This window comes from Micromonospora sp. B11E3 (assembly GCF_039871625.1).
Lineage (GTDB): Bacteria > Actinomycetota > Actinomycetes > Mycobacteriales > Micromonosporaceae > Micromonospora.
The window spans coordinates 40,373-60,837 of the sequence record NZ_JBDPMC010000034.1 but is presented as its reverse complement, the minus strand read 5'-3'; the positions used below and the strand labels follow the sequence as shown (position 1 = coordinate 60,837).

Here is a 20,465-nt window from a genome sequence, read left to right as displayed (position 1 = left end):
GTGCCCGGGGGGCGCGGAGGTGGGTTAGGCTCCCGGAACCAGTCGTAAGTTACCGGGAGGTAGGCATGGCGGAGGGTCAGCGGGTCGCGATCGTCACCGGGGCCGCGCGGGGGATCGGGGCGGCCACCGCCCGCCGGCTGGCCGCCGACGGCTTGGCCGTCGCCGTGGTGGACATCGAGGAGGCGGCCACCAAGGACACCGTGGACGCCATCGTCGCCGCCGGTGGCCGGGCGCTCGGGGTCGGCGCGGACGTGTCCGACCGGGCCCAGGTCGAGGCGGCCGTCGAGCGGGTCGCCGCCGAGCTGGGCGCGCCGGGCGTGCTGGTCAACAACGCCGGGGTGCTCCGCGACAACCTGCTGTTCAAGATGACCGACGCCGACTGGGACACGGTCATGGGCGTGCACCTGCGCGGCGCGTTCCTGTTCAGCCAGGCCGCGCAGAAGCACATGGTCGAGCGGAAGTGGGGCCGCATCGTCAACCTCTCCAGCACCTCGGCGCTGGGCAACCGGGGGCAGGCCAACTACTCGGCGGCGAAGGCCGGCCTCCAGGGCTTCACCAAGACCCTCGCCATCGAGTTGGGTCCGTTCGGGATCACCGTCAACGCGGTCGCGCCCGGGTTCATCGTCACGGACATGACCGCCGCCACCGCCGCCCGCATGAAGGTGGACTTCGAGGCGTTGCAGGAGCACTCCGCGAAGGAGATCCCCGTGCGCCGCGTCGGCCGCCCGGAGGACATCGCCCACACCGTCTCGTTCCTGGCCAGCGAGGGCGCCTCGTTCGTCTCCGGCCAGGTCATCTACGTCGCCGGCGGCCCGAGGGACTGACCCCGCCGAGCCGCCGCGCCCCGGGGGTGAGCGCGCCTTCGGGCGCGCCCGCCCGGGGTGGGGTCAGGCGCGGGCGTGGCGGGTGCGCCAGAGCCAGACCAGGCCGAGCACCGGCAGGACCAGCGGGATGTAGCCGTAGCCGCTGCCGAACCCCGACCAGACGGTCTCGTCCGGGAACAGCTCCCGGTCGGCCAGGCTGAGGATGCCCACCGCGACGACCCCGACCAGCTCCACCGAGCAGCAGGCCAGCGCGACCCGGCGGCCGGTGTGCCCGGCCCGGGCCAGCCCCACCGCCGCCACGATGTAGATCAGCGCGGCCACCGCGGAGAGCAGGTAGGCGACCGGGGCCTCGTCGAACTTCGTGGCGATCTGCAGGCCCGCCCGTGACGTCGCCGCGATGGCGAAGAGGATGTAGACGGCGATCAGCAGCCGGCCCGGCCCCCGATTCGTCGTCCGCGGCTCAGCCACCGACCGCCTCCCAGGTCTGCTGAAGCCGGACCACCACGACCGGGGCCACCAGGCAGATCGCGCAGACGATCGCCGAGCCCCACCGCGTCGGCTCCATCCGGGCCAGCACCCAGGCCAGCGGCGGCAGACAGACCAGCGTCACCAGGTAGCCGAAGAACGCGCCCGGCTCGCCCGGCGACTGCCCGCCGCCGAGGGCGACCAGCGCCACCGCGGTCAGCGCGAGCAGGCCCAGCTCCAGCAGGGCCAGGCCGGCGAACTGCGCCTGGTCCGGCGGCCGGTTGCGCACCGCCGCCACCAGGGCCCACACCGCGAGTACGAGCGACAGCACGATCGTCGCCGTCGCGAGGATCCCGTCCACCGGCGAGCCGGACGCCGCCGCGCTGGTCATCGACGGCATCCCGTCGGAGTCTCGGTCACCAGGGCAGCCTACTAACCCGTGTAGTACTCCCTTCGGAGGCGGGTCCGCCCCGCCCGCCGATCCGTGCCGTTCCACTGCCGTGGCTGCGTCGGCCGGGCCCGACGACTAGGTTGGAGCACGGCCGCGGCTCGCCGTGGCGGAGTTCGGAGCAGGCCGCGGCTCGCCGTGGCGGAGTTTGGAGCAGGCCACGGTTCGCCGTGGCGGAGTTTGGAGCAGGCCACGGTTCGCCGTGGCGGACGACGACACCGGGGGTTCCTCGTGCTGCGGTTCGGGTTGTTCGGCACCGGTCACTGGGCGGCGGAGACCCACGCGGCGGCGATCGACGCGCATCCCCGCGCCGCGCTGGCCGGGGTGTGGGGCCGCAACGCCGAGCGGGCCGCCGCGCTGGCCGACCGGCACGGAGTGCCGGTCTTCGCCGACGTCGACGCGCTGATCGACGCCTGCGACGCGATCGCCGTCGCGCTCCCGCCGGACGTGCAGGCCGACATCGCCGTCCGGGCCGCCGCGGCCGGCCGGCACCTGCTGCTGGACAAGCCGCTGGCGCTCACCCTGGCCGACGCCGACCGGGTGGTCACCGCCGCCCAGCAGTCCGGGGTCGCCTCGGTGGTCTTCTTCACCCAGCGCTTCCACCCGAACGTGACCGGATTCCTCGCCTCGGCGGCGGCCGCCGGCAACTGGCAGCACGCCCGGGTGACGATGTTCGCCTCGATCTTCCAGCCCGACAGCCCGTACGGCGGGTCGCAGTGGCGGCGGGAACGCGGCGCGCTGTGGGACATCGGGCCGCACGCCCTGTCGCTGATCCTGCCGGTGCTCGGCCGGGTGACCCGGGTCGCCGCGGCGGACGGCCCCCGCGGGCTGATCCACCTGCTGCTCACCCACGACGGCGGGGCGACCAGCAGCCTCTCGCTGACCCTGGACGCGCCGCCGCCGGCCGTCATCCGCGACGTCGTCTTCTTCGGCGACGACGGCATGCAGAGCGTGCCGCCCGGCGACGGCAACGCGTTGAGCGCGTACGGGACCGCGATCGACCAGTTGCTGGAGGAGATCGACGCGGGCACCCGGGACCACCGCTGCGACGTCCGGTTCGGCCGGGAGGTGGCCGCCGTCCTCGACGCCGCCGAGACCGCCCGCGCCGAGGGCCGCACCGTCAGCCTCCCCGGCTGACCCTCGCCGGCCCGCGCCGGATAAACCGGTCGTGCGGCCGGCCCGGCCCGGTTTAGCCTCGCGGGATGTTCACGCACGCCCTGATCGACGTGGTCGGTACGCCGGCCGCGTGGGCCCCCCAGCTGGTGGTCCGCCCGCGAGTCCGGCGTCCGGCCCCGGCCGGCCGGGACGCGACCCGCGCCTGATCCGCCCCGCAGAGCCCCGACCTGCCACCGCCGGCGCGCCCGCGCCCCGGTAGGCGCCGGTCGGGCGGCGAGCGCTGTCCGAAAAGTACCCGCCGCGCCGAGGGCCGTCCGAGTCCCCACTCCACTCGGACAGGCCCACCCGCCGGCTGCCCGCCGGCCGCCTGTCCGTTCCCGTCGCCGTCCGGCGACAGACAGGACGAGCCATGGCGCCCCGCCGTACCCGTGCCACCGAACGCGACCGGTCCCGTCGCGTGCTGTCCCAGAACTTCCTCGCCGACCCGGCCGCCGTCGCGCGGATCGTCCGGGCGGCCCGGCCCGACCCCGCCGGCCTGCTGTTGGAGGTGGGCGCGGGCCGGGGGTCGCTGACCCGGCCGCTGGCCGCCCGCTGCGGCCGGCTCGTCGCGTACGAGGTCGACCCCGTCGCCGCCGCCGAGCTGGCCGTGACCTGCGCGGACCTGCCCCGGGTGACGACGCGGCGGGCCGACTTCCTGGCGGCGCCCCCGCCGGCGGAGCCGTTCGCGGTGGTCGGCAACATCCCGTGGTCGCTGACGGCCGCGGTGGTCCGCTGGTGCCTCGCCGCCGACCGGCTGACCTCGGCCACCCTGCTCACCCAACTGGAGTACGCCCGCAAGCGCACCGGCCACGCCGGCCGGTGGAGCAGGCTCACGGTGCTCACCTGGCCGGAGTACGCGTGGCGGCTCGTCGGCACCGTGCCCCGGACCGCGTTCCGCCCGGTGCCCCGCGTGGACGCCGGCATCCTGCGCCTGGAGCGGCGGCCCGAGCCGCTGCTGCCGCCGGGCGCGCTGCCGGCGTACCGGCGGTTGGTGGAGGCCGGGTTCGGCGGGGTCGGCGGCTCGCTCGCGGCCTCGCTGCGCCGGCACCTGCCCCGGGCCCGGGTGGACGCGGCGCTGCGGGCCGTACGCGTCGGGCCGGACGCCCTCGTCGGCGAGGTCTGGCCCGAGCAGTGGCTCACCCTGTTCCGCCTGCTGCGCTGAATACGTCGCGGCGGGGTCAGCCCAGGTCGCGCAGTGCCTCGCCCAGCTCGTCCGGGGAGCCGAACTGCTCCGGCGGCAGTGCGCGCAGCAGTTGCAGGGCCGCGGTGCTGAGCCCGTTCTCCTGCCCCCAGCGGACCAGGTCCTCCTTCGAGACCGGGTAGTCCAGCCCGGCCAGGTACTCCTGCAACTCCACTCCGCTGACCGTCATGCCCGTCGGCTACCCGCTGCGCCGCGGGCCATGCCGCCCGCCGTCGGGCACCCGGACGGGTGACGTCCCGGGTTTGCCCGCGCGGGGGTCGGGTAGCCGCGGGCATGCTGGTACAGCGGCTCGGCGCGCCGAGCGACTTCGATCCGTTGCTGGAGCGGATCCGGGACGCCCGGATCGTCATGATCGGCGAATCGACGCACGGCACGTACGACTACTACCGCCTGCGCGAGCAGCTCACCCGGCGGCTCGTCGCCGAGCTGGGCTTCTCCTTCGTCGCCGTGGAGGGGGACTGGCCGGACTGCGAACGGGTGCACCGGTCGGTGACCGCCGCCGACGGGCTCGCCGACCCGCGATCGGCCCTCGAACTCTTCGAGCGTTGGCCCACCTGGATGTGGGCCAACGCCGAGGTGGCCCGATTCGCCCGCTGGCTGCGCGCCTGGAACTCGGAACGCCCGGAGGACCGCCGGACCGGCTTCCACGGCCTGGACGTCTACAGCCTCTGGGAGTCGATGCAGGCGATCTTCGACTATCTCGGCGAGGAGGACCCGACGTCGCTGGAGGCGGCGCAGGAGGCGTACCGGTGCTTCGAGCCGTACGGCAGGAAGCCGGAGGAGTACGGGGACGCCAGCCGCTTCGTCTCCGCGCGCTGCGAGGAGGAGGTGGTGCGGCTGTTGACGCGTACCCGGGAACAGGCCGCCGCGGACGGCCCGGACCGCTTCTCGACCTGGCAGAACGCGGAGGTGGTGGCCGGCGCGGAGCGCTACTACCGGGCGATGGTCGGCGGTGGGCCGGAGTCGTGGAACGTGCGGGACGTCCACATGGCCGACACCCTGGACCGGCTGCTGGACCTCCACGGGCCGGACGCCCGGGCGGTCGTCTGGGCGCACAACACGCACGTCGGCGACGCCCGGGCCACCGACATGGCGGACGCCGGGATGACCAACCTCGGCCAGTTGGCGCGGGAGCGGCACGGGACGGACGACGTGGTGCTCGTCGGCTTCGGCAGCTACCGGGGGACGACGGTGGCGGCGCCCCGCTGGGGCTCCCCGCCCGAGGTGATGGTGGTGCCGCCGGCCCGGCCGGGCTCGGTGGAGCGGCGGCTGCACGAGCTGATGCCGGACCGGGCGGTGCTGGTCTTCGGCGGCCCGGACCAGCCCGGCTGGGTCACCGACCAGCTCGACCACCGGGCGATCGGCGTGGTGTACGACCCGAGCTTCGAGTCGTGGGGCAACTACGTGCCGACGCGGCTGGGCGAGCGCTACGACGCGTTCGTCTGGTGCGACGAGACGAGGGCCCTGCACCCGCTGCCCGCCGAGGCCGCCCCCGGCGAGTTGGAGACGTACCCGGCGGGCGTCTGAGCCCGCTGCTGACGGAGGCCCGCCGGGTGTCGGCGGGGCAGCCACCACGCCGTCCGGTCGAGGCCACCCCGGTCGGCGAGATGCTCGCCGCGGTCGCCCGGATCGCCCGCGCCGTGCCGGTCCCCGTCACGGCCGACCTGGAGCGCGGGTACGGGCTGCGGCCGACCGAGCTGGTCGAGCGGCTGCTGTCCGCGGGGCCGGCGACCCGGCCGGGCGCACCGCCGAGGCGATCCGCCGGGCCCGGCGCTACCGGGCAGCCGGGGCGGACTGCGTCTACCCGATCCTCCTGGCGGAGCCCGGGCAGGTCGCGGAGTTCGTGGCCGGGGCGGGCGCCCCGGTGAACCTGCTCTACCGGCCGGGTGGTCCGAGCCTCGCGGAGCTGACCCGGCTCGGGGCGGCGCGGATCAGCCACGGCGAGGGCCCGTACGCGGCGGTCCAGGCCCGGACGGCGGCGCTGCTCGACGCGATCCGGGCGGGCAGGGACCCGTACGCGGCGTGACGCCGAGGCCGGCGGGCGCGTCCGGTTGCCCTCCGCCCGCGGGGCAGGAAAGGTGGGGTGATGAGCGGTGCGGAGGAGACCCGGGACGGGGTGTCGCTGACCAACCTCGACCAACCGCTGACTCCGGACGCGGGGGCCACCAAGCGGGCGACGACCGGCGCACCCTGCCCACCACCGCCTTCATCCGCGAGGACCGTGGCGGGCGGGTGTTCCTCGACTCGACGCGGGCCGGCGGGGCGACCGTGGTGGCCGCGTACAGTCCGCGGCTGCGTCCGGGGCTGCCGGTGTCGTTCCCGGTCGACTGGGACGACCTCGACGCGGTCACCCCGGCCGACTTCACCGTGCGGACGGACCGTGCCGGCGCTGGTCGCCGACCGCGACCCCTGGGCCGAGCTGACGCCGCCGCCCCAGCGCCTTCCGGCCGACCTGGTCGAGCAGGGGCGGGGCATTCCGGTGGCCCGGGTGCAGGCGATGCACGAGGGCAAACGCCGCGCGAAGGCCCACCGCGCGGCCGGCTGACGGTCCACCGACGGCTGGCCGGTGCGCCGAACGGGCCCGTGTTCGGGTCGGCGGGGGTGCCTACCACAGCCATGGTCTTTCGGGGCCTGTGGAGCTGCCCCCACGAATGGGGCACACTCCCTCGGGCGGCCGATGCACCTGCGGCAGGGCGCAGGGCGGGGCCGATGCGCCCAGGGCACGCGGCGTGGGGCCGATGTGCCTGCGGCACGCGAAGCTGGGCCGACAGGCCGCCGGGTGCCCGGGGGGCACAGACGGGACCGCCGGGTGCCCGGGGGCACAGACGGGACAGGTCGGGTGCCCGGGGGCACAGACGGGACAGGTCGGGTGCCTGGGCGCACAGACGGGGCAGCTCCAGAGGGCCGGACCCGGGTGACCGTGCCCCGCCCGCCGTACGCGAGCGCGGCCGCCGCCCACGTGGCGGGAGAGCGGCGCGGTGAACGGGAAAAGCCCGGACCAGCGGCCCGGGCTTTTCATGTCTGTGCCCCCGGCAGGATTCGAACCTGCGCCCCCGCCTCCGGAGGGCGGTGCTCTATCCCCTGAGCTACGGGGGCTCAGCGACTGGAGAAGACTAGCAAACGCCTCCGCCAATCGCCCAATCGGTATCCCGGCGCGCCACCCCCGGGGCCGGGGTCAGGCGGCGACCGCCCGGCCGCAGCTCGGGAGGGGGTGTAGGAGGATGCGGCGGGGCAGGCGGCGGGGCCACTCGTTGCGCGGCCAGGAGCCGTCCACGATGAGGTGCACCGGGCGCTCCTCGGCGCCGCTGAGCCGCAGCACGAAGTCCCGGGGCAGCGGCGGGTCCACCGACGGCGTGGTCACCATGAACCGGACCCGGCCGCGCGACGACACGGCCGAGACCACGTCGGCCGCCGGCATCGTCCCGCGCAGGCGTACCCGGCCGAGCCAGTAGACGTCGGCGAGGTGCTCCTGGGCGGCCCTCGTGATCGCCGGGTACTCGCTGCGTACCCAGCGCTCGACCGCGCCGACGCACAGCCCGCACGCGCGCTCGCGCGGCTCGCGCGGACCCAACCCCCAGGCCCGCAGGTACGCCCCGATCGCGCCGGCGTCCATCGCCGGGTCGAACCGGCGTTGAACGAGCGTGGTGAGGCTCTGCCGCGTCCACAGCTCCTCGTCCAGGCCGAACTCGTCGGGGTGGACGCCCCGCAGGACGTCGATCAGTTCCAGTTCCTGCTCGCGGCTGAGCGTTCCCGGCTCGCCCTGCCGCTGTCCGCGACGGACGGCAGCCACCGTCCCGTCACCGCCGATCGTGTGGCGCCGGCACCAGCTGGTGACGGAGCGTCGTGCGTCTCTGAGTGCAACCCCCACGTCCTGCGCAACGAGCCCGAATCGCAACTGGTCACGATATGTGGGTAGAAAACCCTCCAAAGGATGTAATTGTCTGCGAACCGGCAAGGCGGGTGAATCGGACAGCTGGGGGGTCGGGTGTGAACGGCGGGAGGCCCGCGTCCGCCGCCGTGGTGGCGGGGCCGCGGGCCTCCTGGTGCGGTCCGGGTGGGGTCAGCCCTTGAGCCGGTCGCGCGCGTTCGTGAGGTTCGTCAGGTCCTTCTGCTGGGTGTTCTTCATGGTGCGCGCCATGCGCACCACGTCCGGCTCGTCGCTGACCTTGAGGACGCCGTCGATCATGTGGATGCCGCCGAGGTGGTGGTCGATCATCATGTCCAGGAACAGGACGTCCAGCTCGCGGCCCTTCGCCGCCCGCAGCTTGGCCATCTGCTCCGGGGTGGCCATGCCCGGCATCAGCCCGTCGCGCATCATCTGCGGACCACCGGGCATCCACGACATCCGGGGCTGCGACCCGGTCGGGTCGAGGCCCCAGGAGCGCAGCCAGGTCTGCATCGTGCCGATCTCGCCCTGCTGACCCGTGGCGATGTCGCCGCCGATGCTGACCACCTCCGGGTCGGAGCCGCGCTGGAACGCGATCAGGCCCATCTCCACCGCCTGGGCGTGATGGGTGGTCATGTCCCGGGCGAAGCCCGCCTCGGCCGAGGCGTCCCCGGGGCGGGTGAGCCGGGGCGTCAGCAGGCCGCCCGCGTACCCGAGGAGGAGCCCGACCACGACGGCGGCGGCCACGGCCAGCGTGCCGAAGCGGCGCACGGACCCCCGGCCGCCGTCCTCGGTGACCGGGGTCTCGTCCACGTCATGGTCGGTCGTCGCGGGTGCGGTCATCGGGGGTGTCCTCGTTGTCGGTGTGCGGATTACTGGGTGGGCATCTGGGCGCCGTCGTCACGCGGCGTGGTGCCGGTGGCGGTGATGCCCTGCGCGCAGTTGGCGGTCGGGCCCTCGATCGAGGCGTTGACCCGCAGCGCCTTGATGAACTCGTCGATCCGCTTGTCGTCGGCGTTGTCGACCTTGAGCTGGTAGCCCCAGGCCTGCAGGGAGACCGGCTTGTCCAGCCCCTCGAACGGGCTGAGCATCAGCTTCTCCTGACCCTGGACCTTGCTCTTGAGCGTCGCCACCTGGTCGGCCGGCAGGTCGGGGCGGTAGGTGATCCACACCGCGCCGTGCTCCAGGCTGTGCACCGCGTGCTCGTTGGCGATCGGGGCGTCGTAGACGTCGCCCATGCAGTTCTGCCAGGCCGCGTTGTGCGGGCCGGCCACCGGCGGGAGGATGTCGTACTTGATCGAGCCCTGCTGGTGGTTGCCGCCCTGGGTGAGCTCCTTGTTCTTCTCGCGGTAGTTCACGATGCCCGCGATGTCCGCGGCCCGGTCCTCCCACGGCTTCGAGCCCTGGAACGCGGCCCACGCGCCGTACCCGATGATCGCCGCGGCGAGCACGCCGACCGCCGTGAACAGGGCGATCGGGCCCCAGGAACGGCCCTGGCTGACCTTGACCGGGGCGATCGGCTTGCGGGGGCCCTTGCCGCCGCCGGAGCGGCCCGCGCCGCCCTTCGGCTTGCCCGCCCCGGCCTTGGCGTCGGACGCCGGCCGGCCCGCCGCCGGCTTTTTGCCGGTGGTGACCACGGTCGGACGGCGCTCCGGGCCGCCCGGGGTGCTGATGCTCATCGTGCCTCGTCAGGTAGCTCGGTCAACGGACGGTGGCGGGCCGGGATCGCAGGAACCTCCGGGCCGGCCGGGGGGCTCCGGCCGCTGGAGGGTCGCCGCCGGACGCCCGAGTCTACCCCCGTTAGCATGGATCAGTGACTCCCGCAGAACTCGCCGAGGTCGTCCTCTCCGCAGCCCACGCCGTCTTCGCCGACCGGGGCCTGGGCCGCTCCGCCCTCCCGGAGCGCACCGCGGTGGAGCGACCGCGTAACCCCGAGCACGGGGACTACGCCTCGACGCTCGCCCTCCAGCTGAGCAAGAAGGTGGGCGTGCCCCCGCGGGAGCTGGCCGCCGCGCTGGCCGAGCAGCTCGGTCGGGCCGCGGGGATCAAGTCGGTGGAGATCGCGGGCCCCGGCTTCCTCAACATCCGCCTGGATGCGGCCGCCGCCGGCCAGCTCGCCCGGTCGATCGTCGAGGCCGGCCCGGCGTACGGCCGCAGCGCCGCGCTCGCCGGCCTCAAGATCAACCTGGAGTTCGTCTCCGCCAACCCGACCGGCCCCGTGCACATCGGTGGAGTTCGCTGGGCCGCCGTCGGCGACGCGCTCGCCCGGCTGCTGCGCGCCACCGGCGCGGACGTCGGCACGGAGTACTACTTCAACGACGCCGGCTCCCAGATCGACCGGTTCGCCCGCTCGCTGCTCGCCGCCGCGCGGGGCGAGCCGACCCCCGAGGACGGGTACGCGGGCGCGTACATCACGGAGATCGCCGCGGCGGTCCAGGCCGGCCGGCCGGATGTGCTGAGCCTCGGCGACGACGCCGCCCAGGAGGTGTTCCGGGTCGAGGGCGTGGAGCTGATGTTCGCCGAGATCAGGTCCTCGCTGCGCGACTTCGGGGTGGAGTTCGACACCTACTTCAACGAGAAGGACCTGCACGCGCGGGGCGAGCTGGACCAGGCCCTCCAGCGGCTGCGTGAGCAGGGCCACACCTACGAGTCCGAGGGCGCGACCTGGCTGCGCACCACCGACTTCGGCGACGACAAGGACCGGGTGCTGCGCAAGTCCAACGGCGAGTGGACGTACTTCGCCGCGGACTGCGCGTACTACCTCGACAAGCGTGAGCGCGGCTTCGAGCGCGTGGTGATCATGCTGGGCGCGGACCACCACGGCTACGTCGGCCGGATGAAGGCGATGGCCGCCTGCTTCGGCGACGACCCGGACCGCAACCTGGAGATCCTGATCGGCCAGCTGGTCAACCTGGTCCGCGACGGCGCCCCGCTGCGGATGAGCAAGCGCGCCGGCACCGTGGTTACCCTTGAGGACCTGGTCGACGCGATCGGCGTCGACGCCGCCCGGTACGCGCTGGCCCGCTACTCCAGCGACTCCCCGATCGACATCGACGTCGAGCTGTGGACCCGGGCCACCCGCGACAACCCGGTCTACTACGTGCAGTACGTGGCGGCCCGCACGGCCAGCGTGGGCCGCCACGCCGCCGAGGTGGGGCTGACCCGGGGCGCGGGCGACGACTTCCGCCCCGACCTGCTCGACCACGAGAAGGAGAACGAGCTGCTCAAGGCGCTCGCCGAGTTCCCGACCGTGGTGGCGACCGCCGCCGAGCTGCGCGAGCCGCACCGGGTGGCCCGCTACCTGGAGGAGCTGTCCGGGGCGTACCACCGGTTCTACGACAACTGCCGGATCCTGCCGCGCGGCGACGAGGAGGTCACCGACCTGCACCGGGCCCGGCTCTGGCTCAACGACGCCACCCGTACGGTGATCGCCAACGGCCTGCACCTGCTGGGCGTCTCCGCACCCGAGAGGATGTAACCGCGAAATGCGAGCGCGAGGAGTGAGCTTGCGAGCCCCGCAGTCGCGAAGCGGAGGTCGATGATGCGCGCGCACGAGGCCGGGGCGCTGCACGGCGACCTCGGCAACCGGGGGCCGGCGTGGCTGCGTACGCCGGTCGACGTCAACGCCCTGGTGCCGCAGCTGTGGCCCCGCAACGTGGCCCGGGCCGCCGACGGCGCGCTCGCCGTCGCGGGGCTCGACGTCCGCGAGCTCGCGGACGGGTTCGGCACCCCGGTGTACGTCCTCGACGAGGACGACCTGCGGGCGCGCTGCCGCGAGTTCCGCGCGGCCTTCGCCGACGCCGACGTCTACTACGCCGGCAAGGCGTTCCTGTGCCGGGCGGTCGTGCGGATGATCGCCGAGGAGGGCATGCACCTCGACGTCTGCACCGGCGGCGAGCTGGCCGTCGCGCTGGCGGCCGGGATACCGCCGGAGCGGATCGGCTTCCACGGCAACAACAAGTCCGTGGCCGAGCTGGGCCGGGCGCTGGACGCCGGGGTCGGGCGGATCATCCTCGACTCGTTCGACGAGATCGCCCGGCTCACCGCGCTGGCCCGTGAGCGGGGGGTACGCCCCGGCGTGCTGATCCGGGTCACCGTCGGCGTGGAGGCGCACACCCACGAGTTCATCGCCACCGCCCACGAGGACCAGAAGTTCGGCTTCTCCCTGGCCGGTGGGGCGGCGATCGCCGCCGCGCTGCGCGTCCTCGACGAGGGCGTGCTGGACCTGCGCGGCCTGCACTCGCACATCGGCTCGCAGATCTTCGACGCCAGCGGCTTCGAGGTCTCCGCCCGCCGGGTGCTCGGCCTGCAGGCGCAGATCCGCGACGCGCGGGGCGTGGAGCTGCCCGAGCTGGACCTGGGCGGCGGCTTCGGCATCGCGTACACCACGCAGGACGATCCGGCCGCCCCGCACGAGCTGGCCAAGCGGATGCGCAAGATCGTCGAGGGGGAGTGCCAGGCCGAGCGGCTGGCCGTGCCGCACCTGTCCATCGAGCCGGGCCGGGCGATCGTCGGCCCCGCCGTGTTCACCCTGTACGAGGTCGGTACGGTCAAGTCCGTGCCGCTGGGCACTGGCATCGACGGAGCGGATGGGCGTCGTTCTTACGTCAGCGTGGACGGCGGGATGAGCGACAACATCCGCACCGCCCTCTACGACGCGTCGTACTCGGCGACGCTGGCCTCCCGGGCCTCGGCGGCGGAGCCGATGCTCGCCCGCGTGGTGGGAAAGCATTGTGAGTCCGGGGACATCGTGGTGAAGGATGAATTCCTGCCCGCGGACGTGCAGCCCGGAGATCTTCTCGCGGTGCCCGGCACCGGCGCCTACTGCCGGAGCATGGCCAGCAACTACAACCACGTGCCCCGGCCCCCGGTGGTCGCGGTACGCGACGGCCGAGCGCGGCTGATCGTCCGGCGGGAGACGGAAGAAGACCTGCTCGCATTGGATGTCGGATGACCTCACCTGTTCGCTTGGCGCTGCTCGGCTGCGGCACGGTCGGCAGCGAGGTGGTACGGCTGCTGCACGAGCAGTCGGCCGACCTCGCCGCCCGGATCGGCGCCCCGTTGGAGATCGCCGGGATCGCCGTCCGCCGGCTCGGCCGAGACCGTGGCGACCTGCCGGTCGACGAGGGCCTGTTCACCACCGACGCGCTCGGCCTGGTCAAGCGGGACGACGTCGACGTGGTGATCGAGGTCGTCGGCGGGATCGAGCCGGCCCGCAGCTGGCTGGTCGAGGCGCTGCGCGCCGGAAAGAGCGTGGTCACGGCCAACAAGGCGCTGCTCGCCGAGGACGGCGCCGCGCTGCACGACGCCGCCGCCGAGGGCGGGGCGGACCTCTACTACGAGGCGTCGGTCGCGGGGGCCATCCCGCTGCTGCGCCCGCTGCGCGACTCGCTGCACGGCGACCGGGTCAACCGGGTCACCGGCATCGTCAACGGCACCACCAACTTCATCCTCTCCGCCATGGACGCCACCGGCGCAGGCTTCGCCGAGGCGCTGGAGGAGGCCACCGCGCTCGGGTACGCCGAGGCGGACCCGACGGCCGACGTGGAGGGCTTCGACGCGGCGGCCAAGGCGGCCATCCTCGCCTCCCTGGCGTTCCACACCCGGGTCACCGCGGCGGACGTGCACCGCGAGGGGATCACCGAGGTCACCGCCGCCGACGTGGCCAGCGCCCGGGCGATGGACTGCACCATCAAGCTGCTCTGCATCGCCGCCCGGAGCCGGGACGCCGCCGGACGGGAGACCGTCAACGTCCGGGTGCACCCGGCGATGATCCCGCGGACCCACCCGCTGGCCAGCGTCGGCGACGCGTTCAACGCGGTCTTCGTCGAGGCCGAGGCGGCCGGGCAGCTCATGTTCTACGGCCGGGGCGCGGGCGGCGCGCCGACCGCCAGCGCCGTGCTCGGCGACGTGGTGGCGGTGGCCCGCAACCGGCTCGCGGGCGTACGCGCGCCCAGCGAGTCGGCGTACGCGGACCTGGCGGTGCGGCCCATGGGGGAGGCGCTGACCCGCTACCACATCAGCCTCGACGTGGCCGACCGTCCCGGTGTGCTGGCGGCGGTGGCCGGGGTGTTCGCCCGGCACGACGTGTCGATCGCCACCGTCCGGCAGGGCTCGGCGGGCGTCGGCTCGACGGGCTCCGGCCCGGCCGGCTCGGGCGAGGACGCCGAGCTGGTCATCGTCACCCACGTGGCGCCCGACGCCGCCCTCGCCGCCACCGTCGGAGAGCTGCGCGGGCTCGACATCGTGCGCTCGGTGACGAGCGTGCTGCGGGTCGAGGGCGGGGCGTAGCCTTCCGTCCCGCCTGATGGTTAAAGGAGGGTGTGCCGGCGACCGGCCCGAAAGGCTGGTCCACGCTGGGTGAAGCCCCCGAGACGACCGGGGCGGGCGAGGCGAGGAGAGCGACATGTGGCGGGGTCTGATCGAGACGTACCGGGACCGGCTGCCGGTCACCGACGCCACCCCCGTCGTCACGCTGCACGAGGGGAACACCCCGCTGCTGCCCGCGCCGGTGCTCTCCGCCCGCCTCGGCTGCGACGTCTACCTGAAGGTCGAGGGCGCCAACCCGACCGGCTCGTTCAAGGACCGGGGCATGACGGTCGCCGTCTCCAAGGCGGTCGAGGCCGGCAACAAGGCGATCATCTGCGCGTCGACCGGCAACACGAGCGCATCCGCCGCGGCGTACGCGGCCCGGGCCGGGATCACCTGCGCCGTCCTGGTGCCGCAGGGCAAGATCGCCCTCGGCAAGCTGGCCCAGGCGCTGGTGCACGGCGCGAAGCTGCTCCAGGTCAACGGCAACTTCGACGACTGCCTCGCGCTGGCGGCCAAGCTCGCCCAGGACTACCCGGTCGCGCTGGTCAACTCGGTCAACATCGACCGGCTGCACGGGCAGAAGACGGCCGCGTTCGAGATCGTCGAGGCGCTCGGCGACGCGCCGGACATCCACTGCCTGCCGGTCGGCAACGCGGGCAACATCTCGGCGTACTGGCTGGGCTACGGCGAGGACCTGCGCGCCGGCAACGCCACCCGCGCCCCGAAGATGTACGGCTTCCAGGCGGCCGGGGCGGCGCCCATCGTCACCGGCCGGGTGGTGCCCGAGCCGTCCACGATCGCCACCGCGATCCGCATCGGCAACCCGGCGAGCTGGACGAAGGCGCTCGACGCCCGGGACGCCTCCGGCGGGCTGATCGCCGCCGTCACCGACCGGGAGATCCTGGCCGCGTACCGGCTGCTCGCCCGGGAGGTCGGGGTCTTCGTCGAGCTGGGCAGCGCGGCCAGCGTCGCCGGCCTGCTCCAGCAGGCCGCGGCCGGCCGGGTCCCGTCCGGCGCCACGGTCGTCTGCACCGTCACCGGGCACGGGCTGAAGGACCCGGAGTGGGCCATCTCCACCGCCCCGGCCCCGGTCACCATCGCCAACGACCCCCTGGCCGCCGCCCGCTCGCTCGACCTGGCCTGAGGCGCCCCGGCTCACGATTTGGCGCCTGCGGCACCCTCGGCTCGCGACCGGGCGCTCGACCTGGCCGAGGCGCCCTCGGCTCACGCGCCGCCTCGATTCCGCAGTAGACGGAGACGGGGCGGCGCGACCCGTCGACGGCGGAGATTATCGGGTCCGGCACACTTTCCATACCGAGCTGTCCGCCTTCCTCCAGGAGTGAGCCACGCCGATGTCGCTGCTCGCCAGATCAAGCCTCGCCAATCGAGGGCTCGTCGCCCTCGTCGCGGTGGTCGTGACGCTGTTCGGGGCGTTCGCCGTACCGTCGCTCAAGCAGCAACTCCTGCCGTCGCTGGAGTTCCCGGGCGCGTTCATCGTGGCGGTCTACCCCGGTGCCGGGCCCGAGATCGTCGAGTCGCAGGTCACCGAGCCGATCGAGAACAGCCTCCAGGGCCTGCCCGGCCTGGAGGCGATGACCTCGACATCCCGCGAGGGCTCCACGGTCGTCCAGGTGCAGTACGAGTTCGGCACCGACCTCGACACCGTGGTCAACAAGATGGAGACCGCGCTCAGCCGGATCGACAGCCAGCTCCCCGAGGGCGTCGACCCGCAGATCCTCACCGGCACCACCGACGACCTGCCCGCCGTGGTGATCGCGGCGGCCGGCGGCGGCGCCGAGCGGGCCCTGGCCGAGAAGCTGCGCAAGACCGTCGTGCCGGAGCTGGAGGCGATCGACGGAGTTCGCACGGTCGCGGTGACCGGCACCCGGGACGAGGTCGTCACGATCACCCCCGACCCGGCGAAGCTGGCCGCCGCGCGGCTCGCGCCGACCGCGATCGGCACCGCGCTGAAGACGAACGGCGTTGCCGTTCCGGCCGGCGCCGTGACCGACGGCTCGCGCTCGCTCACCGTCCAGGTCGGCACGCCGATCGCCTCGATCGACGACCTCCGGGGCATCGTCCTGGCCCCGACCGCGCCGAAGGCCGCGCCGGTGCGGCTCGGCGACGTGGCGACCGTCGAGCAGCAGCTCGCCCCGGCGACGTCGTTCACCCGGACCAACGGCAAGGACAGCCTCGGCATCGCCGTCACGGCCGCCCCGGACGGCAACGCCGTCGAGATCTCCCACGAGATCCGCGACCGGCTCGCCGACCTGGGGGCCGGCGTCGGCGCGGACCTGACCGTCGTGTTCGACCAGGCGCCGTTCGTGGAGAAGTCCATCGAGAGCCTGACCACCGAGGGCCTGCTCGGCCTGGTCATGGCGGTCGTGGTGATCCTGGTCTTCCTGCTGTCGATCCGCTCCACCGTGGTCACCGCCGTCTCCATCCCGCTGTCGGTGCTGGTGGCCCTGATCGCGCTCTGGATCGGCGACTACTCGCTCAACCTGCTCACCCTGGGCGCGCTGACCATCGCGGTCGGCCGGGTCGTCGACGACTCGATCGTGGTGCTGGAGAACATCAAGCGCCATCTGGAGTACGGCGAGCCGAAGCGGAACGCGATCATCACCGCCGTACGCGAGGTGGCCGGCGCCGTCACCGCCTCGACGCTCACCACCGTCGCCGTCTTCGCCCCGATCGCGCTCGTCGGCGGCTTCGTCGGGCAGCTCTTCGCGCCGTTCGCGATCACGGTGACGGTGGCCCTGCTCGCCTCGCTGCTGGTCTCGTTGACGGTGATCCCGGTGCTGGCGTACTGGTTCCTGCGACCGAAGCCGGCCGGCGCCGACGACGCCGCGGTGCGGCGGGCGGCCGAGGAGAAGGAGCTGCGCAGCCCGTTGCAGCGGGCGTACCTGCCGGCGATCGGCTTCGCCATCCGGTCCCGCGGGACCCGATGGATCACCCTGGCACTGGGCCTGCTCGTGCTGCTGGGCACGTTCGGCCTGTCCAGCGCGCTGAAGACCAACTTCCTGGACGACTCCGGCCAGGACACTCTGACGATCACCCAGGAGCTGCCGGCCGGCTCCGGCCTGGCGGCCACCGACCAGGCGGCCCGCCGGGTCGAGGCGGTGCTGGAGCGGACCGAGGGCGTCGAGACGTACCAGGTGACCGCCGGCGGCAACGACCAGCCCTGGGCGGGCGGCGGGGGCAACGACTCCGCCACCTTCTCCGTGACCCTCGACGGCGACACGGACGCCGCCGAGGCGAGGCGGACGCTGCGCCGGGAGTTCGACGCGCTCGGCGCCGACGCCGGCGAGATCAGCTTCGGCGGCGGCGAGGGCGGTGCCTCGGCCAACCGGCTGGAGGTGGTCGTCGAGGCCGCCGACCAGGAGGTGCTGGCCCGGGCGGCCGAGCAGGCGCGGGCCGCGATGGCGGACCTCGCCGACGTCGAGGACGTCTCGACGAGCCTGGCCGAGCGGGTGCCGCGGGTCGACGTCACGGTGGACCGGCTGGCCGCGGCCCGGGTCGGGCTCAGCGAGGCGGCCGTCGGGCAGTTGGTCGCCCAGTTGTACCGGGGCACCCCGCTGGGGCAGGTGAGCGTGGACGGCGTCCAGCAGGACGTGGTGCTGCGCGGCGCGGGCCAGCCGCCGACGACGGTGGACGAGTTGCGCGCCCTGCCGGTCGGCCCGGTGAAGCTGGACGACATCGCCGACGTCACCCAGGCCGAGGGGCCGCAGGAGGTGACCCGGATCGACGGTGAGCGCAGCGTCTCGGTCACCGGCACGGCGACCGGCGCCAACCTCGGCGCGACCACCCAGGAGCTGCAGCAGAAGCTGGACGCCATCGACGTGCCGGGGGCGACGCTGCGGATCGGCGGCGTCAGCGCCGACCAGGAGGAGGCGTTCGCCGACCTCGGCCTCGCCGTGCTGGCCGCGATCGCGATCGTCTTCCTGATCATGGTGGCGACGTTCCGCAGCCTGACCCAGGCGCTGATCCTGCTGGTCAGCATCCCGTTCGCGGCGACCGGCGCGATCGGCCTGCTGCTGGCCACCGGCACCCCGCTGGGCGTGCCGGCGCTGATCGGCGTGCTCATGCTGGTCGGCATCGTGGTGACCAACGCGATCGTGCTGCTGGATCTGATCAACCAGTACCGGGCGCAGGGCATGGGGGTCCGGGAGGCGGTGGTCGAGGGTGGCCGGCGGCGGCTGCGGCCGATCCTGATGACGGCCGTCGCCACGATCTTCGCGCTGCTGCCGATGGCGTTCGGCCTCACCGGCGAGGGTGGCTTCATCTCCAAGCCGCTGGCGATCGTGGTGATCGGCGGCCTGATCTCCTCCACCCTGCTCACGCTGGTGCTCGTCCCGACGCTCTACGCCATGGTCGAGTTCACGAAGGAGTCGCTGCGGGCCCGGCGCGCGCGGCGGCGTACCGGGGGGTCGACCCCGGAGGCGGCGGCGGACGGCGGCGGGGCGACGGACGACCCGGCCGAGCCCGTGCCGGCCGGTGCGGCGGCCTCGGCCCGGACCGCCCCCTCCCGGGCGCTGGTCGACGGCACCGACCAGTTCGAGGTGCTCCGGCTGCCCAGGAGCCGGCAGTCGCCGCTGCCGCCGACCGAGTAGCCGACGCGTACCGCTGACGCCCCCGCCGGGCCCGACCCGGCGGGGGCGTCTCCGGCTTCCGCCGCAACGACGGCCCGCGGCCACGGCGGGCGCCGCTCCCCCGTCACGCCGGGTAGGGTTGCCGGACGTGTCGCCCACCCTCTCGGTCCTGGTCCGCAACCGGAACTTCCGCAACCTCTTCCTGGCCGAACTGGTGGTCTTCGGCGCCGACTGGTTCGTCATGGTGCCGCTGCTGGTGCTGCTGCCGAAGCTGACCGGCAGCGGCATCTGGGGGGCGCTGGTGCTCGCCGTGGACACCGGCGTGGTGGCGCTGCTACTGCCGTTCACGGGGGCGGTCGCCGATCGGTTCGACCGCCGGAAGGTCATGATCGCGGCCAACGTCGCGGCCCTGCTCGGCGTGCTGCTGCTGCTCGGCGTGCGGGGCGCCGGAACAGCGTGGCTGGCCATGGTGGCGATCGCCGTGGTGGCGGTGGCGAAGGCGTTCTACTCCCCGGCCGCGCAGGCCGCCCTGCCCAACGTGCTCGACCCGGACGAGTTGGCCGCCGGCAACGCCGTCGCCGGCTCGGCCTGGGGCACCATGACCATCGTCGGCGCCTCGCTCGGCGGTGTGCTGAGCGCCGCCGCCGGCCCGTACGCCGCCTTCTGGGTGGCCGCCGCGGGCCTGGCGCTGGCCGCCGGCCTGGCGGCGCTGATCCGCCGGCCGTTGCAGGCACCCCGGGACGCCGCCGTGCCGGCCCAGCGGACCTGGGCGGCGATCGGGGAGGCGCTCCGCTACATCGGGCACCGCCCGCGCGTGCTGGGGCTGGTCACGGTGAAGTCGGCGGTGGGCCTCGGCAACGGGGTGCTCACCGTCTTCCCCCTGCTCGCCGGCCTGTACGGGGTGGGTCCGATCGGCACGGGCCTGCTCTTCGCCGTACGCGGGGCGGGGGCGCTGGTCGGCCCGATCCTGATGCGTCGGGTGCTGACCAACCGGGCCTGGCTGCTGACCGGCCTGGCCCTGTCCATGTCGCTGTACGGGCTGGCGTACGTGGGCGTCTCGGTGGCCCGCTGGTTCCCGCTGGTGCTGGCGCTGGTCTTCGTGGCGCACTTCGCCGGCGGCAGCAACTGGGTGATGTCCAACTTCGCCCTCCAGGGCGAGGTGCCGGACCGGCTGCGCGGACGGGTCTTCGCCACCGACATGATGCTGGCGACGCTCGCCATCTCGGTCAGCCAGCTGGTGGTGGCCGGGGTCGTCGACATCGTCGACGAGCGGGTGGTGCTGGCCGGCTGCGGCCTGGTCACCGTGGTCTACGCGGTCGGCTGGCGGATCGCCACCCGTCGGCTGTCGCTGACCGACCCGGCCGACGAGCCCACCCCGGCCCCGGAGGCAGCCGCCCGCTGACCACCCTCCCGCGCCTACCCTCCCGCGCCCTCCCGCGCCCTCCCGCCCTCGCGTCCCCGGTGATCAAGAGGTTTGCGTCGCCGCGGAGATCAACGCCGACGCATTTCTCTTGATCACCGCGGACGGGCGGCGGCGGGCGGCCGACGGGCGGCCGACGAGCGGCGGCGGGGGCCGGCCGGCGGC

The 20,465-nt window shown here is 74.1% G+C and carries 18 protein-coding genes, 1 tRNA gene and 1 pseudogene; 13 read left to right on the top strand and 7 right to left on the bottom strand.

All coding sequences use genetic code 11. The features are described 5' to 3' along the window. The first annotated feature begins 65 nt into the window (after positions 1–65). Complete coding sequence (fabG, locus tag ABGB16_RS18490) at positions 66–824, top strand: 3-oxoacyl-ACP reductase FabG (protein WP_347669322.1); 759 nt, start codon at positions 66–68, stop codon at positions 822–824. A 63-nt stretch (positions 825–887) separates the two neighbouring features. Here fabG and ABGB16_RS18485 read toward each other — a convergent pair whose 3' ends face one another. Further along, positions 888–1,292, bottom strand: a complete 405-nt coding sequence (locus ABGB16_RS18485; protein WP_347669321.1) for a hypothetical protein — start codon at positions 1,290–1,292, stop codon at positions 888–890. Then, entirely contained in the window at positions 1,285–1,689 is a 405-nt protein-coding gene (locus ABGB16_RS18480) for a hypothetical protein (protein WP_347669320.1), read from the bottom strand. The genes ABGB16_RS18485 and ABGB16_RS18480 overlap by 8 nt, the downstream gene beginning before the upstream one ends. A gap of 279 nt (positions 1,690–1,968) precedes the next feature. Between ABGB16_RS18480 and ABGB16_RS18475 the strand changes: the two genes are divergently transcribed. Together ABGB16_RS18475 and erm are read left to right on the top strand one after the other, a co-directional pair. Continuing rightward, positions 1,969–2,874, top strand: a complete 906-nt coding sequence (locus ABGB16_RS18475; protein ID WP_347669319.1) for a Gfo/Idh/MocA family oxidoreductase — start codon at positions 1,969–1,971, stop codon at positions 2,872–2,874. Between the two features lie 388 nt (positions 2,875–3,262). After that, complete coding sequence (gene erm / locus ABGB16_RS18470) at positions 3,263–4,054, top strand: ErmE/ErmH/ErmO/ErmR family 23S rRNA (adenine(2058)-N(6))-methyltransferase (RefSeq protein ID WP_347669318.1); 792 nt, start codon at positions 3,263–3,265, stop codon at positions 4,052–4,054. Positions 4,055–4,070: 16 nt separating this feature from the next. Here erm and ABGB16_RS18465 read toward each other — a convergent pair whose 3' ends face one another. After that, the gene (locus ABGB16_RS18465; RefSeq protein ID WP_347669317.1) at positions 4,071–4,262 is read right to left on the bottom strand and encodes a DUF2795 domain-containing protein; all 192 of its coding nucleotides are present in this window, start codon (positions 4,260–4,262) and stop codon (positions 4,071–4,073) included. Positions 4,263–4,366: 104 nt separating this feature from the next. Between ABGB16_RS18465 and ABGB16_RS18460 the strand changes: the two genes are divergently transcribed. From ABGB16_RS18460 to ABGB16_RS18445, 4 genes and pseudogenes are all read left to right on the top strand, one after another. Further along, entirely contained in the window at positions 4,367–5,620 is a 1,254-nt protein-coding gene (locus ABGB16_RS18460) for an erythromycin esterase family protein (RefSeq protein ID WP_347669316.1), read from the top strand. A gap of 80 nt (positions 5,621–5,700) precedes the next feature. Continuing rightward, positions 5,701–5,961, top strand: coding sequence for a hypothetical protein (locus ABGB16_RS18455; RefSeq protein WP_347669333.1), 261 nt, complete (start codon positions 5,701–5,703; stop codon positions 5,959–5,961). Further along, positions 5,850–6,119 carry an isocitrate lyase/phosphoenolpyruvate mutase family protein gene (locus ABGB16_RS18450; RefSeq protein ID WP_347669332.1) on the top strand — a complete coding sequence of 90 codons (270 nt, stop codon included), beginning with the start codon at positions 5,850–5,852 and terminating at the stop codon, positions 6,117–6,119. The genes ABGB16_RS18455 and ABGB16_RS18450 overlap by 112 nt, the downstream gene beginning before the upstream one ends. A 170-nt stretch (positions 6,120–6,289) precedes the next feature. Continuing rightward, positions 6,290–6,638: pseudogene (locus ABGB16_RS18445) on the top strand (ATP-dependent DNA ligase); the annotation flags it as partial. Positions 6,639–7,117: 479 nt separating this feature from the next. Here the strand turns inward: ABGB16_RS18445 and ABGB16_RS18440 are convergent. From ABGB16_RS18440 to ABGB16_RS18425, 4 genes are all read right to left on the bottom strand, one after another. After that, positions 7,118–7,189: transfer RNA gene (locus tag ABGB16_RS18440), tRNA-Arg, on the bottom strand. A gap of 79 nt (positions 7,190–7,268) precedes the next feature. Next, a complete protein-coding gene (locus tag ABGB16_RS18435) occupies positions 7,269–7,961 on the bottom strand; it encodes a winged helix-turn-helix domain-containing protein (RefSeq protein ID WP_347669331.1) in 693 nt (230 codons plus the stop codon). Positions 7,962–8,153: 192 nt separating this feature from the next. Beyond that, on the bottom strand, positions 8,154–8,822 hold the full coding sequence (locus ABGB16_RS18430) for a DUF305 domain-containing protein (protein WP_347669315.1): 669 nt from the start codon (positions 8,820–8,822) through the stop codon (positions 8,154–8,156). A 29-nt stretch (positions 8,823–8,851) separates the two neighbouring features. Continuing rightward, entirely contained in the window at positions 8,852–9,658 is an 807-nt protein-coding gene (locus ABGB16_RS18425; protein WP_347669314.1) for a DUF3105 domain-containing protein, read from the bottom strand. Between the two features lie 134 nt (positions 9,659–9,792). On the opposite strand from ABGB16_RS18425, the gene argS reads away from it, so the two are divergent. The 6 genes from argS to ABGB16_RS18395 all read left to right on the top strand — a co-directional run bounded on the left by argS (position 9,793) and on the right by ABGB16_RS18395 (position 20,282). Continuing rightward, positions 9,793–11,457: an arginine--tRNA ligase gene (gene argS, locus ABGB16_RS18420; protein WP_347669313.1), complete on the top strand. Its 1,665-nt coding sequence runs from the start codon at positions 9,793–9,795 to the stop codon at positions 11,455–11,457. Positions 11,458–11,520: 63 nt separating this feature from the next. After that, complete coding sequence (gene lysA, locus ABGB16_RS18415; protein ID WP_347669330.1) at positions 11,521–12,933, top strand: diaminopimelate decarboxylase; 1,413 nt, start codon at positions 11,521–11,523, stop codon at positions 12,931–12,933. Next, positions 12,930–14,270, top strand: coding sequence for a homoserine dehydrogenase (locus ABGB16_RS18410; protein WP_347669312.1), 1,341 nt, complete (start codon positions 12,930–12,932; stop codon positions 14,268–14,270). Before lysA ends, ABGB16_RS18410 begins: the two co-directional genes overlap by 4 nt. Before the next feature lie 115 nt (positions 14,271–14,385). Next, positions 14,386–15,435 (top strand): threonine synthase, encoded by a 1,050-nt coding sequence (thrC, locus tag ABGB16_RS18405; protein ID WP_347669311.1) that lies wholly within the window; start codon positions 14,386–14,388, stop codon positions 15,433–15,435. A 208-nt stretch (positions 15,436–15,643) separates the two neighbouring features. Continuing rightward, positions 15,644–18,901 (top strand): efflux RND transporter permease subunit, encoded by a 3,258-nt coding sequence (locus tag ABGB16_RS18400; RefSeq protein WP_347669310.1) that lies wholly within the window; start codon positions 15,644–15,646, stop codon positions 18,899–18,901. Between the two features lie 127 nt (positions 18,902–19,028). After that, complete coding sequence (locus tag ABGB16_RS18395) at positions 19,029–20,282, top strand: MFS transporter (protein WP_347669309.1); 1,254 nt, start codon at positions 19,029–19,031, stop codon at positions 20,280–20,282. The last annotated feature ends 183 nt before the right edge of the window (positions 20,283–20,465 follow it).

Bases quoted from the DNA above. Each gene is read 5' to 3' on its own strand.
- ABGB16_RS18465 (WP_347669317.1), bottom strand. From the start codon at position 4,262: ATGACGGTCAGCGGAGTGGAGTTGCAGGAGTACCTGGCCGGGCTGGAC.
- ABGB16_RS18400 (WP_347669310.1), top strand. From the start codon at position 15,644: ATGTCGCTGCTCGCCAGATCAAGCCTCGCCAATCGAGGGCTCGTCGCC.
- thrC (WP_347669311.1), top strand. From the start codon at position 14,386: ATGTGGCGGGGTCTGATCGAGACGTACCGGGACCGGCTGCCGGTCACC.
- ABGB16_RS18460 (WP_347669316.1), top strand. From the start codon at position 4,367: ATGCTGGTACAGCGGCTCGGCGCGCCGAGCGACTTCGATCCGTTGCTG.
- ABGB16_RS18425 (WP_347669314.1), bottom strand. From the start codon at position 9,658: ATGAGCATCAGCACCCCGGGCGGCCCGGAGCGCCGTCCGACCGTGGTC.
- ABGB16_RS18430 (WP_347669315.1), bottom strand. From the start codon at position 8,822: ATGACCGCACCCGCGACGACCGACCATGACGTGGACGAGACCCCGGTC.
- ABGB16_RS18455 (WP_347669333.1), top strand. From the start codon at position 5,701: ATGCTCGCCGCGGTCGCCCGGATCGCCCGCGCCGTGCCGGTCCCCGTC.
- ABGB16_RS18480 (WP_347669320.1), bottom strand. From the start codon at position 1,689: ATGCCGTCGATGACCAGCGCGGCGGCGTCCGGCTCGCCGGTGGACGGG.
- erm (WP_347669318.1), top strand. From the start codon at position 3,263: ATGGCGCCCCGCCGTACCCGTGCCACCGAACGCGACCGGTCCCGTCGC.
- ABGB16_RS18410 (WP_347669312.1), top strand. From the start codon at position 12,930: ATGACCTCACCTGTTCGCTTGGCGCTGCTCGGCTGCGGCACGGTCGGC.
- lysA (WP_347669330.1), top strand. From the start codon at position 11,521: ATGCGCGCGCACGAGGCCGGGGCGCTGCACGGCGACCTCGGCAACCGG.
- fabG (WP_347669322.1), top strand. From the start codon at position 66: ATGGCGGAGGGTCAGCGGGTCGCGATCGTCACCGGGGCCGCGCGGGGG.